Origin of the sequence: Streptococcus cristatus, assembly GCF_003943505.1 — a bacterium.
GTDB classification, from domain to species: domain Bacteria; phylum Bacillota; class Bacilli; order Lactobacillales; family Streptococcaceae; genus Streptococcus; species Streptococcus cristatus_E.
Genome location: NZ_RJPS01000011.1, coordinates 37,995 through 53,900, shown reverse-complemented (window position 1 = coordinate 53,900; position 15,906 = coordinate 37,995). Strand labels below are relative to the sequence as shown.

Below are 15,906 nucleotides of genomic sequence, written 5' to 3'. Positions count from 1 at the left end.
TCGAGTGACCTTGATGGAGTTTAAAATCAAGCCAGAAAGTCATCTCTGCCAAATGAGTCTCTCGCAATTTAGGAAGCATTTCCCTCACGTTATCATCTGTGCTATTGAGAGAGAAGGAAAACTCAGCATTCCAGATGGTGATTTCATCTTGCAGCCATCTGATAAAATCTTCCTGACTGGAAATCGTTCAGAAATTGTCCGCTTCCACAATAAAATCCGACCAAGAGTCATCAAGAGCCTCATGATTATTGGGGCAGGTAAGATTGCCTATTATCTCTTAAACATTCTCAAAAATAGCAAGATTGAGCTCAAGGTCGTCGAGATCAATCGCCAGCGTGCAGAGTTCTTCAGCCAAGAATTTCCAGAACTCTATGTGGTCAATGGGGATGGAACAGCCAAAGACATCCTACTGGAGGAAAGAGCTGCGCACTACGATGCGATCGCCACACTGACAGGGGTCGATGAAGAAAATATCATCACTTCCATGTTCCTCAATAACCTGGGAGTTCAGAAAAACATCACCAAAGTGAATCGGACCAGTCTGCTTGAGATTATTGACAATCAAGACTTCGCAAGTATTGTCACGCCAAAAGGGATCGCAGTTGATACCATTATGCACTTCATCCGCGGGCGGAATAATGCGCAATTCTCTAGCCTAGAAGCCTTGCACCATGTAGCAAATGGCCAGATTGAAACGCTCCAATTCCAGATCAATGAAGGAAATAAAATGATCGAACAGCCTCTTTCTCAGCTCAAATTGAGGAGCGGGGTCCTGATTGCTGCTATCATTCGTCAAGGTGTAGCCATCTTCCCAAGTGGAGATGACTATTTGGAAGTCGGTGATAAGATCATCGTGACAACCTTGATTCAAAACATCGATAAGATTTACGATTTGTTAGAGAGGTAGCCCCATGAATAGACCTATGATTCGCTTTCTCCTCTCCAAACTCCTGCTCATCGAAGCAGCTCTCTTGTTGGTTCCAACAATCGTTGCCCTGATCTACCGTGAAGATCTTGAAGTCTTCCTTTCTATCGGCGCAACAATGATTATTTTAGTGATTTTAGGTGGATTAGGTTCAGCCTTTAAGCCTAAGGATGCCCACATTTACACCAAGGAAGGGGTCCTGATTGTTGCCCTTTGCTGGATTCTCTGGTCCTTCTTTGGCGCTCTGCCTTTTGTCTTTTCTGGCCAGATTCCGAATCTAATTGATGCTTTCTTTGAAGTCAGCTCTGGCTTTACCACTACTGGTGCCACAATCTTAAACGATGTATCTGTCCTTTCCCACTCTCTCCTCTTTTGGCGTAGTTTCACCCACTTGATTGGAGGAATGGGGGTGCTGGTCTTTGCCTTGGCTATCATGGACAATGCCAAAAATGGCCACTTAGAGGTTATGAAAGCGGAAGTTCCTGGACCAGTCTTTGGTAAGGTTGTGTCGAAATTAAGAAACACTGCCCAGATTCTTTATATTATCTATCTAGCACTCTTTGCCCTTTTTACTTTTCTTTATTTCCTCGCTGGCATGCCACTCTTTGATAGTATCGTCATCGCAATGGGAACGGCTGGTACGGGAGGCTTCACTGTCTTTAACGACGGAATTGCCCACTACGATAGTTCTCTAATCACCTACCTTGTCAGCTTCGGCGTTCTGACCTTTGGGGTAAACTTCAATCTCTACTATTATCTCTTGATTCGAAGATTTAAAGCCTGTTTTCATGATGAGGAGTTGAAAGGCTATCTCTGGATTGTCCTCACTGCCACTATTTTGATTAGCTTCAATGTTCTCCATATTTACGGGGAATTTGCTAAAAGCTTAGAAATTTCATTTTTCCAAGTTTCCAACATCATTACTACGACAGGATTCGGCTATGGAGATACCGTAAAGTGGCCCCTCTTCTCACAAGTCATTCTGCTGCTGCTCATGTGTCTAGGTGGTTCTGCTGGCTCCACCGCTGGCGGTTTCAAAGTGATCCGTGCCATTATCATCGGTCGCATCGCTAAAAACCAAATCCTTTCCACGCTTTCGCCAAACCGCGTTCTAACCATGCATATCAACGGTGCTGTTTTGGATAAAGATACCCAACACAAGGTTCTTAAATATTTGGCAGTTTATATTTTGATTATCGCAGCTTTGATTTTCATCATCAGTCTGGACAATAACAATCTAATGACTGTTACCAGTGCTGTCATCAGCTGTTTCAATAATATCGGACCAATGATTGGGACAACCGATACCTTCTCTATCTATAGCCCATTTTCTAAATTCCTCCTTTCCCTTGCCATGATTGCAGGACGTTTAGAAATCTATCCAATCCTACTTCTATTCCTACCAAGAACCTGGTCTAATAGATAGCAGGAAAATAGTTATAGTTACTTGACTAATGCCCGTAACAACGGGCTTTTATCTTGTTCTAAAATCGCCATCTAAGAATACTTTAGCACTTAACCTTTCAGGGACAATTCCATTTTTCTCTTGCTCGCGAACATATTTGGCAACTGCCTTTCCGTCTAGGCCAACGATACTTACATATTTATCAAATCCCCCGTGAAATCAAAAATCGTAAGTTTTGGAGGGATAAAGACAAGCATGTGAACATGATCTGATATCATATGTCTCTCAGTAATTTCCACACCTTTGTATTGATATAGATGACAAAAAATCTCAATGGGATCTCGTCTTATTTTATAGTAAATGATTTTTCTGCGATACTTGGGGAGTAAAGATGATATGATATTTGCACATCCATTCGGTATGTAATAAACTGCAACTGGTTTTAGCCATTTCCTTTTCCTCCTTTGTCTTACCTGAACAAATAGATTCTACCAGAAAAAAGAAATGAAAGGTCAAATCCTTAGCAGCTAGCAGCTTAGCTGGTGGTTTTCTTGTTTTTCTCTACGAGAAAAACTGACTTGAAGACATAATGAAATAAGACGGAAGACCCTTCTTCCGTCTTATTTCTGGTCTCGAAACTCTGGAATCAATCGATTCCAAGCTCTTCGTTCTTCTTCTGCTGCTGGGTTTCCTTGTGATTATCATAGCGATTAACCAAGAACTTGGCGATTTCTTTGAGGATAGAATAAGTCGGGATTGCCTCGATCATCTCTAGTACACCATAGATATTGCTGGATAAGAGCAAGAGTACCATGATGATAATAGGAAGATCCTCATCTGACACCAGATAAAGAAGATAATCATTAGCAAAAGGACCTACATCAGCTTACTTTTATAAAACATCTGACTCCTCCTATCGGTTATTTTATCCTAAATTTTGTTATAATAAAGAAGATTTAACGAAAGAAAGAGTAAAAATGGAAAAGATTATCAAACTAGAAAATGCAAGCTTGGCTAAACAAGGCCGAACCATCTTAAAAGATCTCAACTGGCAGGTGAAAAAGGGGGAGCATTGGGCCATCCTCGGTCTCAACGGTTCTGGAAAGTCTACTCTTCTGCGCCTGCTCATGGCTGAGCATTGGAAGACCCAGGGCAAGGTGACGGTTCTCGGTACGGAATTTGGCGCCGGCGACATTCCTCAGCTGCGAACTAAGATTGGAGTAGTTGGCTCCTTCATTGCTGAACGCCTGCCTAGCCATCTCACTGCCGAAGAAATCGTCCTGACAGGTAAGTATAAAAGCAGTATTCTCTACGCTCCTTACGGGCAAACTGAGCTGAACCAAGCTAGGGAAATGCTGGCCTCCATTGGCGGACAAGAATTGATTGGCCGGAGCTACATTAGTCTCTCTCAAGGCGAAAAGCAGCTCTTGCTGATTGCGCGCAGTCTCATGGAAAAGCCAGAACTGCTTATCTTAGATGAAGCGACCAGCGGTCTGGATCTCTTTGCCCGCGAGCGCCTGCTAGATCAAATTGGTATGATTACGCAGATGGACCAGGCTCCAACCATCCTCTATGTCACCCACCATGTAGAGGAAATCACTGCTGCTATGGATCATGTCCTGCTCCTAAAAGAAGGTGAAATCATAGCCCAAGGTCCTAAAGAAGACATACTTCAAAAAGAGGTCATGGATCATTTTTATCCTCATCAAGTCGAGTTGATTGAGCTGGGAGAAGACCGCTATTTCATCAAGGTGGAGAACAGGTCCTTATGAAGTAATTTTCTAGCGCCATCTTCAAACTGGGCTACTTTCTGATTCTGACCATGGCTGCGATTGTCTTGCTTTTCCTGTCTGGGCAGATTCTGCTGTCCCATACTTACATCCCTTTGAGGATTGCTGAGGGGGTCCAATTCGTCAGTAACCCTTGGTATTTCTACCCTATCCTCCTGCTCTTTCTCCTCAGCCTCTTTTTAATCCGGCCCCTGCTAGAAAGAGTTCAGCCCAAGTATTTTTTTCGGATTTTGTCCCTCACCTGACTAATGCCATAACAACGAGATTTTACCTTGTTCTAAAACTACCATCCAAGAACGCTTTGACATTTAACTTATCAAAGGCAAGGTCATTTTTTCCCAATCACGTATATTAGAAACTCTCTTTTCATTTAGGCCAACGATACTCACATAGTTCCTTCTCACCCAATCAATTGTCATAAAATAACCCCTCTTGTTCTTCAATCTGAACAGGAGGGGTTGTTTTGAATTTAAATGAATAAGACTTAGCTTTGTGTTATTAGCATTTTCATCACTTCATTTTAATCGTAATCAGCGTACCTCCACCAAGCTATTGTTGCGATAAGACCTAGAATACTTACCCCAAATAAACTGACAATGCTCCCAAAATTCAATGTTGCTTTTCCTGCAATACCACTGGCGAGTGCAGGAATCGCCCATGGAATGTATCTTCCAAAGTTAAGAGCAGAACCAAGTTGATAAAAAATAATTGTAAAAATAATAAATGCCAATGGAGACAAATAGCCCCGGCCTAAACAAGCAAAAAAAGCCACCGGAGTAGAGAGTATGATCGTAAGAGTAGTACAAAGAACAAAAGTAAGTATACCTTTGAAAATCACCGTTAAGTTCCCACCATCAAGTCCAATCAAATTGCCAGCCAACAATCCCAATAAAAGTGCAAAAATTGATAAAATATAGCTCCATAGAGCGATAACGATAAACTTGGATAATACGATTGTATCTCTTTTTATCGGAAGCGCTAATAGGTCTATCATCGTTTTATCAGAATATTCTCTACCAAAAACCCAAGATGCTGTAAATCCAAAAATGAGCAATCCCCCAACAGAAATGACTTGTGATATGGTCATTAAGTATGATGACCAGTCTGTTATCCTCATCATTTCCATTTTTGCAGAAATCAAACCAAGATTTTTGAAATTCTCTGGATATTTCATCATAGTTGCAAACAACCCAACAATAAAAGGAACTAAACAGATAGAACAAGCAGTTACGATGGAAAGTTTTGATTTTATTAACTTTCTCCATTCAATTAAAATACAGGAACTAAGCTTTTTCATTCGAGATTCCTCCATGATAGTCATTCAGTATTCTTAAGAAATAATGTTCTAAATCTTCTTTCTCAACAGCCAACGATTTGGGTGGATAACCTTCATGAACTAGCAATGTAGCAATATCTTCCGGATATTCCACAGATTTTCTATCAGTTAATTCTAAGAAATGGATATTATTTTCTGTGTCTGATTGAATGTTTACCTGATAGCCATGGTTAGATAACACTTCTTTCATGGCCTTATTATTAGATCCAGTTACTAGTAACTTCTTTTCTAAGTACTGTTCTAATTCATTGCTTTCAACTTCTCTTATAAGTCTGCCCTCATGTACAATAACTATCCTAGTAGCAATTTTAGATATTTCTTCCAGATTATGACTTGAAATAAGAACAGTTGTACCTAGATTATTTGCCAATTCCTTTAATAGTTCTCTCACTTCAATAACTCCAAAAGGATCTAATCCATTTGTTGGCTCATCAAGAATTAGGATTTTAGGTTTATGAATAATCGCTTTTGCAATTCCTAAACGCGCAACATTTCCTAAAGAAAGATGCTTCTCCTGTTTATGTTCATATTGCTTTAGTTTTAATTTCTCAACTACCCAGTCAATATTATCTTTATTAACCCCTCTTAATTTACTAACTATTTCTAAATTTTCTCTCACAGTTAAGTCTGGATAAGAATAAGGTGTCTCAATAATATAACCTATTTCATTTCGAAGTTCTAAATTATTCAGATCTAACTTTTTTCCTTGGATATAACATTCCCCTGATGTGGATTTTATCAATCCTAGCATCATTCTCATCGTCGTTGTTTTCCCTGCACCATTCAGTCCTAAAAAACCTACTATTTCACCAGGTTTTATTGAAAGATTCAAGTTGTCGACAACATTTTTTGTTCCATATTTTTTAGAAAGGTTTGCGGTTCTAATTGCTTCTTTCACCATTACCTATCCTCCTCAGTAATTTGCTCCACAATTCCTTGTATGACTAACTTCAATGTGGTATCAAATTGTTTTTCACCGATTTCCTCGATGTGTAATATAGTCATAGCAATCGTTCTAAATAAAGCAGAGACGATTTCTACCGATATATTTTCTCTAATATTGATTCGGGATACAATTTTTTTAACCATCCTATCATCTATCAGATGATGATTTGTTATCACATCTTTTGGTAATTTTCTTACGAGTAATTCCATTTCATGATTTTTAAATATGGTATACATAAATGAATAGCGAAAATCTTGATAAAAATCATAAAGTAACTCTACCAGACGATTTGTATCTATCTTGGTTTCCATACCTAATTGTTCTGTCAGGCGATTCATAACATCTATTTGATATTCTTCTAAGACCGTAAAAAATAACATTTCTTTTGAAGAATAAAAATTATAAAAAGAACCTTTAGAAATATCTACCATTGCTGCCATCTGGTCAACTGTGGTTTTCTTAACCCCATATCTTTGAAGACATTCCTTTGCAACTTTATGTAATTTCTTTCTAATTACTTCTTTTTCTTCAGCAGTAAAAGCAGTAGCCATAACTTCCTCCTAAAAACTTTGTGACGTTTTTGGTTTCGCAGTCATAGACTATCATATAAAATGAAAAATGTCAAAAGTCTTATATCTTCTTTGTAAGAAAATATAAAGCTTTAAATTAACAAACACCTTAATTCTCTTCTTTTAGAGCTACTTATTTGATTTTCACGATTAAAAATACAGTGCTGAAAGCTCCTATTATCTGGCTTTTCTCTCTGTATCCTTATTGTGTCTCAAGTTTCTTCTCTCAATTTCTCAATCATGACTAAGAAAGGCGGGTTGTTAATCTGATTGATGGTCTTGTAGAGGGCAACGGTGAAGTCCTGCTGAGACAGGTAGCTAAGATTAGTCGAGCATTGTTCAAGCCAGCTTCTGCCAAACGCTGACAGTTTAACACTTCATTAAAAACAAACAAAAAGGTCGAGACAAATGTCTCAACCTTTTATTTTGCATAATCAACTGCTCGCATTTCGCGAATGACAGTGACCTTGATATTTCCTGGATATTCCAAGTTGTTTTCAATCTTTTCACGCACGTCATGCGCCAAGATTGTAATCTTATCATCCTTGATTTTCTCTGGACTGACCATGATTCGGATTTCACGACCTGCCTGAAGGGCAAAGCTTGTCTTAACTCCTTCAAAACTGTTCGCAATTTCTTCCAAATCTTGCAATCGCTTGATGTAGCTTTCCAGCGATTCACTGCGAGCTCCTGGACGAGCTGCACTTAGGGCGTCAGCTGCTGCAACGATGACTGCAATAACGCTCTCAGGTTCCACATCTCCGTGGTGGCTAGCAATCGTATTGATAACAACTGGATGCTCCTTATACTTGCGAGCCAACTCAGTTCCAATTTCCACGTGGCTGCCTTCTACTTCTCGATCGATGGCCTTACCAATATCATGGAGGAAACCAGCACGACGAGCCAAGTTCGCATTTTCACCCAACTCTCCAGCGATAACTCCAGCCAGTTTGGCAACCTCAATCGAGTGGCGAAGAACATTTTGCCCGTAGGATGTACGGAACTGCAAGCGACCCATGATTTTCATCAAATCAGGATGCAAGTTTGGCGCTCCGATTTCATAGGCTGCGGCTTCACCATACTCTCGGATACGGTTATCAATCTCTAAGCGATTCTTTTCGACCAATTCCTCGATACGAGCCGGATGAATTCGACCATCCTTGAGAAGAGCTTCCATGGTCATCCGAGCAATCTCACGGCGAACTGGATCGAAACCTGAAAGAGTAACCACTTCAGGCGTATCATCAATGATAACATCAATCCCTGTCAAGCTTTCAAAGGTTCGAATATTACGACCTTCCCGTCCGATAATCCGTCCCTTCATGCTGTCATCAGGAAGATGAACCGTTGAATTGGTCTGCTCAGCAACATAGTCACCAGCAATCCGCTGCATAGCTTGAACCAAGATATCCTTGGCCACCTTGTCCGAGCGCTCTTTGATATCCTGCTCCGCTTCCCGAATACGAGTCGCGATTTCCTTAGACAGCTTGTCCTCGGTCTTGGTCAAGATAATCTCACGCGCTTCCGTCTGAGTCAGGGATGCTACCCGCTCAAGCTCAGCTTCTTTTTGCTGCTCTAGCTCAGCTACTTGTGCTTCACGCGCATCAATGTGTTTAGCTTTATCAGTCAGACTTTGTTCTTTGTGCTCCAAAGTCTTTTCCTTGTTGGTTAAATTGTCATCTTTGCGGTCAAGACTACTTGCGCGCTCTGTCAAGCGGCTTTCAATTTGTTTTAACTCCTGACGCTCAGACTTAAATTCTGCATCAACCTCTTCACGATATTTTCTGGCTTCTTCTTTTGCCTCCAAAAGTGCTTCTTTTTTAAGCGAACTGGTTTCGCGCATCGCTTCTTTGACAATCAAATCAGCTTCACGTTCCGCCTGACCGCGTAAATTGGTTGCTTCTTGTTCAGCATTTAAAAGAGTAAGTTCCGCGGCTTCTTTAGATGCTTTCATCTTAACCACGATTCCTACATACCCAATCACTAAACCAATGATGGCAGCAAAAACAAAAGCAGCTATCGTATATAAGCCCATGTTTTTACTCCAAATCTATTTAATTATTGAATTCAAAATTCCTTTTTATTCTATCATAAATAGCAAAAATTCACAAATCAATTTTTTGAAAAAGAAGGCCGTTTTTTGCCTATTATTGGGCGAAAAGGCGCTAAATCAAAGAATTTAATATATAAAATTTTTTTATTTCCTAACTCTTATTTTTTTATGCTATAATCAAAAGGAAGTGTTTGAAATGTCGCTTTTGAAACCTGATCTCATTTTCAGGTTCCAATTTTAGATTTTAAAGGAGAAACCATGTCTAAAGAAGTTATCGTTGAAAGTTTTGAGCTTGACCATACAATCGTAAAAGCACCCTATGTTCGCCTCATTGGAGAGGAAACTGGTCCCAAAGGAGATATTATCTCTAACTTTGATATTCGCTTGGTGCAGCCAAATGAAGACTCTATTCCGACGGCTGGCCTGCATACCATCGAGCATTTACTAGCTATGCTCATTCGCAAGCGGATTGACGGTATGATTGACTGCTCACCTTTCGGTTGCCGCACAGGCTTCCATATGATTATGTGGGGACAGCACTCAGCAACCGAGATTGCCCAAGTCATCAAATCTTGCTTAGAAGAAATTGCTGAGACAACTACTTGGGAGGATGTCCCTGGCACCACCATCGAATCCTGTGGCAATTACAAGGATCACAGCCTCTTTTCTGCCAAAGAATGGGCGAAACTCATTCTCAGCCAAGGAATCTCTGACAATGCTTTCGAGCGCCATGTCCTCTAAGCAGAGGGATTTTTATCTTCTAGGATTTTATTATTTGCGCTAAAAATAAAAAAATTAACCCGTCCTTCTGGAAACAGAGGGCGGGTTTGTTCTTATTATTCCTGCATAGCATAGCCGATACCACGGACAGTTTTGATATAGCTAGTCTGACCAGCAATATCAATCTTACTACGTAGATAGCGAATATAGACATCGACTACGTTGGTTTCAGTGGCGCCTTCATACTTCCAGACACGTTCCAGAAGCTGCTCACGGCTCATGACCTTTTGGTTGCTCATCAGCGTCACTAGCAGATCATATTCTCGTCGTGTCAAAGCAATCACTTCCTCTCCACGATAGACGATATGATTTTTCAAATCAACTCGTAGATTGCGGTAAGCAGTCGGTGTTTTCAGCTTGCTACAATGCTGGTCGATAAAGTCCCGACCTCGAAAAATATCGGAAACTTTCTCAACCAAATCGCTGATAATAAAAGGCTTGACGGTATAGGAAACAGCAAAGCGCTGAATCTCATCTGCATGTTCTTTGATTTCTTCACGGCTGGCTAAGACGATAATGACCGAAGCCGGTTTGAGCAAGCTCAGTTGCTTGGCAAAGTCACTAGCAGTCATATCCTGCAGGTCATAATTAAGCAAGAGCAGATCGTAGTCATTTTCTCTAGCTAGTGCCAAACCTTGACTGCCTGTCTCAACTACATCCAAAAGAAATGCTTCCTTTTGCAGTTCCAAACTCACAAATCGTGCAAGATTCTTTTCATTTTCTACTAATAAAATTCGCTTTGCCATAGGCCTATCCTATTTTTCGTCATACCAAGAGTAGTGGAAGGTTCCTTCTTTGTCTTTACGTTGATAAGTGTGAGCACCGAAGTAGTCACGTTGTGCTTGGATCAAGTTAGCTGGGAGATCCGCTGAACGGTAGCTGTCAAAATAAGTAATGGCAGCTGAGAAGGTTGGTACTGGTACACCAGCTTGAACAGCAAGAGCTACGATATCACGCACTGCTTGTTGGTATTTAGCAGTAACATCCAAGAAGTATTCGTCCAAAAGAAGGTTAGCAAGATCTGCATCGCGGTTGTAGGCATCTGTGATCTTTTGCAAGAAACGTGAACGGATGATACAGCCATCACGCCAGATAGATGCGATGTCCGCAAATGGCAAGTTCCAGTTATTTTCTTTAGAAGCTACACGCAATTGGGCAAAACCTTGTGCGTAAGAAATGATTTTTGAGAAGTAAAGAGCTTGACGGATCTTTTCAATCAACTCAGCCTTGTCACCTTCAAACTTGAAGGCAGCTGGTTTTGGAAGAACCTTGCTAGCATGTACACGCTCTTCTTTGTAAGTAGAGATGTAGCGAGCAAATACGGACTCAGTGATTAGTGACAATGGCACACCAAGGTCAAGCGCTGATTGGCTGGTCCATTTACCAGTTCCCTTATTACCTGCAGCATCAAGGATGTAGTCTACGATTGGGCCGTCTTGACCTTCATCGTCTTTGCGGCTCAAGATATCAGCTGTGATTTCGATCAAGTAGCTATCCAATTCACCCTTGTTCCACTCAGTAAAGATTTCAGCCATATCTTCTGCAGAAAGACCGAGCAAGTGTTGCATGAGGTCATAGCTTTCTGCGATCAATTGCATGTCACCGTACTCGATACCGTTGTGGACCATTTTCACATAGTGACCAGCTCCATCAGGACCGATGTAAGTCACACATGGTTTGCCATCTTCTGGTGCTTTAGCTGAGATTTCTTCGAGAACGTCAGCAACCAATTCATAGGCTTCTTTTTGTCCACCAGGCATGATAGAAGGACCTTCAAGGGCACCTTTTTCACCACCAGAAACCCCTGTACCGATAAAGTTGATACCTGAGTTTGCCAATTCTTCATTACGACGGATGGTATCTTTGTAGAAAGTGTTTCCTCCATCGATCAAGATATCACCCTTATCGAGGTGGGGAAGAAGGGCTTGGATAGTTGCATCTGTACCAGGTCCAGCTTGAACCATGAGCATGATACGGCGAGGTTTTTCGATAGATTGAACGAAAGACTCTACATCGTAGCTAGGTACGAACTTCTTTTCAGGGTGGCAAGCGATTACGTCTTCTGTTTTTTCTTTACTACGGTTGTAAATGGCAACTGTATAACCACGAGATTCGATATTTAGGGCAAGGTTACGACCCATTACGGCCATACCTACGACACCAAAGTTAGCTTTTGTCATTTTCTACTCCTATAATCTTAGTTGTTTAATCTGTTATATTTTAACATTTTTACATGGTAATGAAAAGTATTTAGCTGATAGAAATGCTTTTCTGTGGGAGGATACGCAAACAGCCAGAAGTTTCAACTCCCAGCTGTTTGGATAGCTTAGACACATTTAGATTTATTTCTCATCAACTTCGATGACAGCTTGTTCATCTTGTTTAAGCTTGTTAACAGTCATGTTGACACCAAGTGCTCCAGCTAACAGTTGACGAATGTCAAAGCCTGCTCCTTGGGAAACTTGGTCAATGCTCTGCATGATGTCACCAACCATTTTAGAAGCATTGCCTTCACCATACATGGTAATCTTGTCTACCTTGGTCAATGGCTCTGCCACCGCACGAGCGATTTCTGGCAATTTATCGACAATCATTTCCGTAATCGCAGCTTCCTGCATCTTCTTCATGGCTTCGGCTTTCTTGTCCAAACCTTCTGCTTCCGCTTCTAGTTTAAGACGAATGGCTTCCGCCTCCGCACGTCCCTTGGCTTCAATAGCTTCAGCTTCTTGCAGTTGCGCAAATTTCTCAGCCTCGGCTTGAGCCTTGCGGGCTTCCGCTTCTTTCTGCGTTTCAAAGAGTTCCGCTTCGGCCTGACGTTGACGTTCAATCAATTGCGCTTCTGCGGCCTGTTGACGAGCATATTTTTCAGCTTCGGCTTGCTTGCGGATATTGGCATCCAATTCCTGCTCACGAACCTTAACTTCCCGTTCTTTGACTTCCGCTTCTTTTTCCTGCTTCATGATGTTGGCTTCTGCGGCCACACGTTCTTGTTCACGACGCTGAATTTCAGCCTCAATCCCTTTAGCCGCGTCAGCTTTAGCTTGCGCAATATCTGCTTCCTGCTTGAGGGCAGCTTGTTTCAGTCTGAGTTCATTTTGCTTTTGAGCAATTTCCAAGTCAGCTGCCACGCGCTTGTCGTTAGCCAACTTGTCCTGCTCAGCCTCAACTTCCTTGCGCTCACGTTCAGCCTTAGCCTTGGCAATAAGGGCGTCTTTCTTGATCGTTTCGACATTTTCAATACCGAGGTTGTCAATAACGCCACCTTCATCAGAGAAGGATTGAACGGTAAAGGCAATGACTTCCAGACCCATCTTAGCCAAATCTGGCGCTACGTTATCTTGCACTTTAGAAGCAAATTCCTGACGGTCATTGACCATCTTGCGCAATTCCATCTGACCGATTACTTCACGAAGATTTCCTTCTAGTACATCTTGGACAGAGTTGGAAATATCTGTTGTATTCCAATTAAGGAAGTTTTCTGCCGCACGGTCAATCATTTCATCTGTAGTACCAATCTTCAACTTAACAGCCGCATCAGCACGAACGTTGATAAAATCAAGTGTTGGCACAGACTCAGAAGTACGGACGTCTGTAGAAAACTGCTCAATATCCAGATAAGAGCGCTGCTCTACAAAAGGAATCATGAAGCCAGCCTTACCTCTCAAATGGCGCTGCTTACGCAGACCAGTAATAACGACTACTTCATTTGGCTTAGCATTGACATACCCCTTAGCCAAAAGAATAATAAGCACGATGGCTGCAACGATTGCAAAAATCAACCAGCCTGGGATAAATAACATATCCATAGAAACTTCCTTTCTTTTTCCAGAGCAATAGACGAATGCATTGCCCAAATATATTTTTAGTTAGTATATCAAAAAATTAACATTTTGCAAAACTTTTACTGCTAATCCTATTCAACTTCCAAAATGCCCCTTAAAACAAAAAGATAGCTCCTCATTTATCGAGGAAGCTATCCATCTTTTATTAGTCATTTCTTCCAAAGATACGAAGGATGCTGAGGAAGAGATTGATAAAGTCGAGATAAAGGCTCAAAGCCAGAGAAAGGGCCCAACCAAGTCCAGCTTGTCCCCCTGTCTGCTCATAGACATAGCGGATTTTTTGATTGTCCCAAGCAATCAACCCTGCAAAAATGACGACACTGACATAGCTGACAATATAGTCTATCATGTCGCTACCCAGGAAAATATTGACAAAACTCGCAATAACAATCCCAATCAGACCTGCAAACATAGCACGGCCCATACCAGACAAATCTTTTTTAATGATGGCGCCCATGGCTGCCATAACAAGGAAAACAGCCGCACTAACTGCAAATGCTTTGAAGACCACGCCTCCTGTGTACATGGCCACAATGAAACTCATGGTAAATCCGTTTAGGGCTGAGTAGCTCAAAAAAAGCGGAAGAGCAGCTGGACTATTGCGAAGTCCCATACTGGAAGCTGACCAAACCAAGGCCACCTCAAGGAAAATCGCACCGTAGTATATCCAGCGGTAATGGAGCAGAATATCTACTAGAGCTGTCTGGAAGGTCGTCAGCATTAAGCCTGAAACCAGAGCAGAGATGGCAATTCCCATCCCGACAAATCCGTAGACCTTAGAATAAAAACTAGAAAGTCCACTGTTTTCTTGAATAATTGTATTGTTCATAATGTCTCCTTTTTACATTTTAACTTTTCATCATCTTTCGATGATACTTCTTACGCCCGCTCAGCTTTTGTCGCCAAGGTGCTGTCGCTTCTTTGACTGCCCAATACTTGTCCACCATGGTCACAACGAAGGACTCCTTGTAGCGTGGCGGTGCTAAGGTAGCTCCCCACATGTGCTTGATGATAATATCTTCCTCAACTCGATTGAGCTTGGTAATCTTACGGGCATTTCGGACTGCTAGGCGGGGATGTACCCATGCATGACTCTTTTTAAACTTAGTTTCACGCCAGTCATAATAAAATAAATCATGCAATAGAGCGCCCCGTGCTGTACTGCGGGCATTCCAGCCAAATTTTTTAGCAATCTTATAACTAGTATAACTGACATTGATCGAATGTTCAAGCCGATTGGAATGAATATGATGGGTAATCCCTTTTAAGCGTTGAACGCTGGGCTTCTCAATCAAATGCCCCACATAAGCCATAAATTCATCATCTTCTCTGTAAGGCATGTCATCACCTCCATTTAGTTTTATTATAGAGAAATTTCTAAAAGTTAGCTTAAAGCAAACATCAGGATGCCGGCTGCCACAGCTACGTTCAGACTTTCAGCCTGACCCTTCATGGAAATATGAACCAAAACATCAGCCGCATCCGTCATTTCTTGGCTGATTCCCTGACCTTCATTGCCCATAACTAGGAGGAAATTCTCATTTTTTTCGACTTTTTGATAATCAACAGAATCTTCTGATAAGGTCGAAGCCAGAATTTGCAGGTCACTTTGACGAGCTAGGGCCAGCATATCCTCTCTGCTCACGCGATAAATGGGCAGATGAAAATGGCTACCCTGCATAGAACGCAAGGTTTTTAGATTGTAAATATCAGCGGAGTGGCTAGAAATGAATACTCCCTGATAACCTGCCGCATCCGCTGTTCGGATGATGGTTCCGACATTGCCCGGATCCTGCACATCTTCTAAAAAGAGGTAGGTACCTTCCAGCTTTTCTGGAATATTCTGCTCCTCAAAGGCTAATTCTGCAACGATTCCCTGAGGNGTCTTNCTATCTGCCAAATCACTNAGAANCTCNGGACTGACAAAAATCGTCTGNGAAAATGCTGCCAANCGCTCTTCGTACTCTGCCAAGGCAAAAATTCGAAGAATCCGTGCCTGACTGGCCAGAGCCTCCTCAAAAAGATGCCAGCCCTCAATCAAATACGACTCGCTACGATATTTTTTTTGCTGCAGCTTTTTAGCTTTTTTTACCACATTATTGGCTTTTGAGGTTATAATATTCATAAATACATTATAACACAATCTAGCAGTTTTGAACTCATCCTCTAGACTTATCCTCAGAGAAAATCTTATCTCCAGCAAGCAACTGCTCGCTGCGCTATGGGCTGAGAAGCGAGTTTCAAACCGCTACAAAAGGAG

Annotated in this window: 14 protein-coding genes and 4 pseudogenes; 5 read left to right on the top strand and 13 right to left on the bottom strand. The window is 41.5% G+C overall.

The features are described from left to right. Both trkA and D8792_RS09380 read left to right on the top strand, forming a co-directional pair. Nucleotides 1–907, top strand: a 907-nt coding sequence (gene trkA, locus D8792_RS09385) for a Trk system potassium transporter TrkA (protein WP_125373790.1), incomplete at its 5' end; no start/stop codon positions are given. A gap of 4 nt (nt 908–911) precedes the next feature. Next, on the top strand, nt 912–2,351 hold the full coding sequence (locus D8792_RS09380) for a TrkH family potassium uptake protein (protein WP_125373789.1): 1,440 nt from the start codon (nt 912–914) through the stop codon (nt 2,349–2,351). A 48-nt stretch (nt 2,352–2,399) separates the two neighbouring features. Here the strand turns inward: D8792_RS09380 and tnpA are convergent. Together tnpA and D8792_RS09370 are read right to left on the bottom strand one after the other, a co-directional pair. Beyond that, nucleotides 2,400–2,780 (bottom strand): annotated as a pseudogene (tnpA, locus tag D8792_RS09375) (IS200/IS605 family transposase). 196 nt (nt 2,781–2,976) lie between these two features. After that, nucleotides 2,977–3,156, bottom strand: a pseudogene (locus D8792_RS09370) (hypothetical protein); the annotation flags it as partial. 151 nt (nt 3,157–3,307) lie between these two features. On the opposite strand from D8792_RS09370, the gene D8792_RS09365 reads away from it, so the two are divergent. Together D8792_RS09365 and D8792_RS09360 are read left to right on the top strand one after the other, a co-directional pair. Next, nucleotides 3,308–4,102: an ABC transporter ATP-binding protein gene (locus D8792_RS09365; protein ID WP_125373787.1), complete on the top strand. Its 795-nt coding sequence runs from the start codon at nt 3,308–3,310 to the stop codon at nt 4,100–4,102. Between the two features lie 50 nt (nt 4,103–4,152). Next, nucleotides 4,153–4,359, top strand: a pseudogene (locus tag D8792_RS09360) (hypothetical protein); the annotation flags it as partial. Between the two features lie 281 nt (nt 4,360–4,640). Here D8792_RS09360 and D8792_RS09355 read toward each other — a convergent pair. From D8792_RS09355 to D8792_RS09335, 5 genes and pseudogenes are all read right to left on the bottom strand, one after another. Next, nucleotides 4,641–5,417, bottom strand: coding sequence for an ABC transporter permease (locus tag D8792_RS09355; RefSeq protein WP_125373785.1), 777 nt, complete (start codon nt 5,415–5,417; stop codon nt 4,641–4,643). After that, nucleotides 5,404–6,357: an ABC transporter ATP-binding protein gene (locus D8792_RS09350; RefSeq protein WP_125373784.1), complete on the bottom strand. Its 954-nt coding sequence runs from the start codon at nt 6,355–6,357 to the stop codon at nt 5,404–5,406. The genes D8792_RS09355 and D8792_RS09350 overlap by 14 nt, the downstream gene beginning before the upstream one ends. Next, entirely contained in the window at nt 6,357–6,953 is a 597-nt protein-coding gene (locus D8792_RS09345) for a TetR/AcrR family transcriptional regulator (protein ID WP_125373783.1), read from the bottom strand. Before D8792_RS09345 ends, D8792_RS09350 begins: the two co-directional genes overlap by 1 nt. Nucleotides 6,954–7,183: 230 nt before the next feature. Continuing rightward, nucleotides 7,184–7,294, bottom strand: a pseudogene (locus tag D8792_RS09340) (SAM-dependent methyltransferase); the annotation flags it as partial. Nucleotides 7,295–7,392: 98 nt separating this feature from the next. Next, on the bottom strand, nt 7,393–9,006 hold the full coding sequence (locus D8792_RS09335; RefSeq protein WP_005590895.1) for a ribonuclease Y: 1,614 nt from the start codon (nt 9,004–9,006) through the stop codon (nt 7,393–7,395). 276 nt (nt 9,007–9,282) lie between these two features. Here D8792_RS09335 and D8792_RS09325 point away from each other — a divergent pair, with 276 nt between their 5' ends. Then, nucleotides 9,283–9,765 carry an S-ribosylhomocysteine lyase gene (locus tag D8792_RS09325; RefSeq protein ID WP_005590897.1) on the top strand — a complete coding sequence of 161 codons (483 nt, stop codon included), beginning with the start codon at nt 9,283–9,285 and terminating at the stop codon, nt 9,763–9,765. Between the two features lie 95 nt (nt 9,766–9,860). Here D8792_RS09325 and D8792_RS09320 read toward each other — a convergent pair whose 3' ends face one another. The 6 genes from D8792_RS09320 to D8792_RS09295 form a co-directional block, all read right to left on the bottom strand. Beyond that, nucleotides 9,861–10,550, bottom strand: a complete 690-nt coding sequence (locus tag D8792_RS09320; RefSeq protein ID WP_125373781.1) for a response regulator transcription factor — start codon at nt 10,548–10,550, stop codon at nt 9,861–9,863. 9 nt (nt 10,551–10,559) lie between these two features. Continuing rightward, complete coding sequence (gnd, locus tag D8792_RS09315) at nt 10,560–11,984, bottom strand: NADP-dependent phosphogluconate dehydrogenase (RefSeq protein WP_048766212.1); 1,425 nt, start codon at nt 11,982–11,984, stop codon at nt 10,560–10,562. 162 nt (nt 11,985–12,146) lie between these two features. Further along, the gene (locus D8792_RS09310; RefSeq protein ID WP_125373780.1) at nt 12,147–13,610 is read right to left on the bottom strand and encodes a flotillin family protein; all 1,464 of its coding nucleotides are present in this window, start codon (nt 13,608–13,610) and stop codon (nt 12,147–12,149) included. Between the two features lie 181 nt (nt 13,611–13,791). Then, the gene (locus D8792_RS09305; RefSeq protein ID WP_125373779.1) at nt 13,792–14,475 is read right to left on the bottom strand and encodes a Bax inhibitor-1/YccA family protein; all 684 of its coding nucleotides are present in this window, start codon (nt 14,473–14,475) and stop codon (nt 13,792–13,794) included. Between the two features lie 19 nt (nt 14,476–14,494). Next, nucleotides 14,495–14,986: an HDIG domain-containing metalloprotein gene (locus D8792_RS09300; RefSeq protein ID WP_041826827.1), complete on the bottom strand. Its 492-nt coding sequence runs from the start codon at nt 14,984–14,986 to the stop codon at nt 14,495–14,497. Nucleotides 14,987–15,030: 44 nt separating this feature from the next. Then, nucleotides 15,031–15,771, bottom strand: a complete 741-nt coding sequence (locus D8792_RS09295) for a TrmH family RNA methyltransferase (RefSeq protein ID WP_125373778.1) — start codon at nt 15,769–15,771, stop codon at nt 15,031–15,033. Nucleotides 15,772–15,906 lie beyond the last annotated feature (135 nt).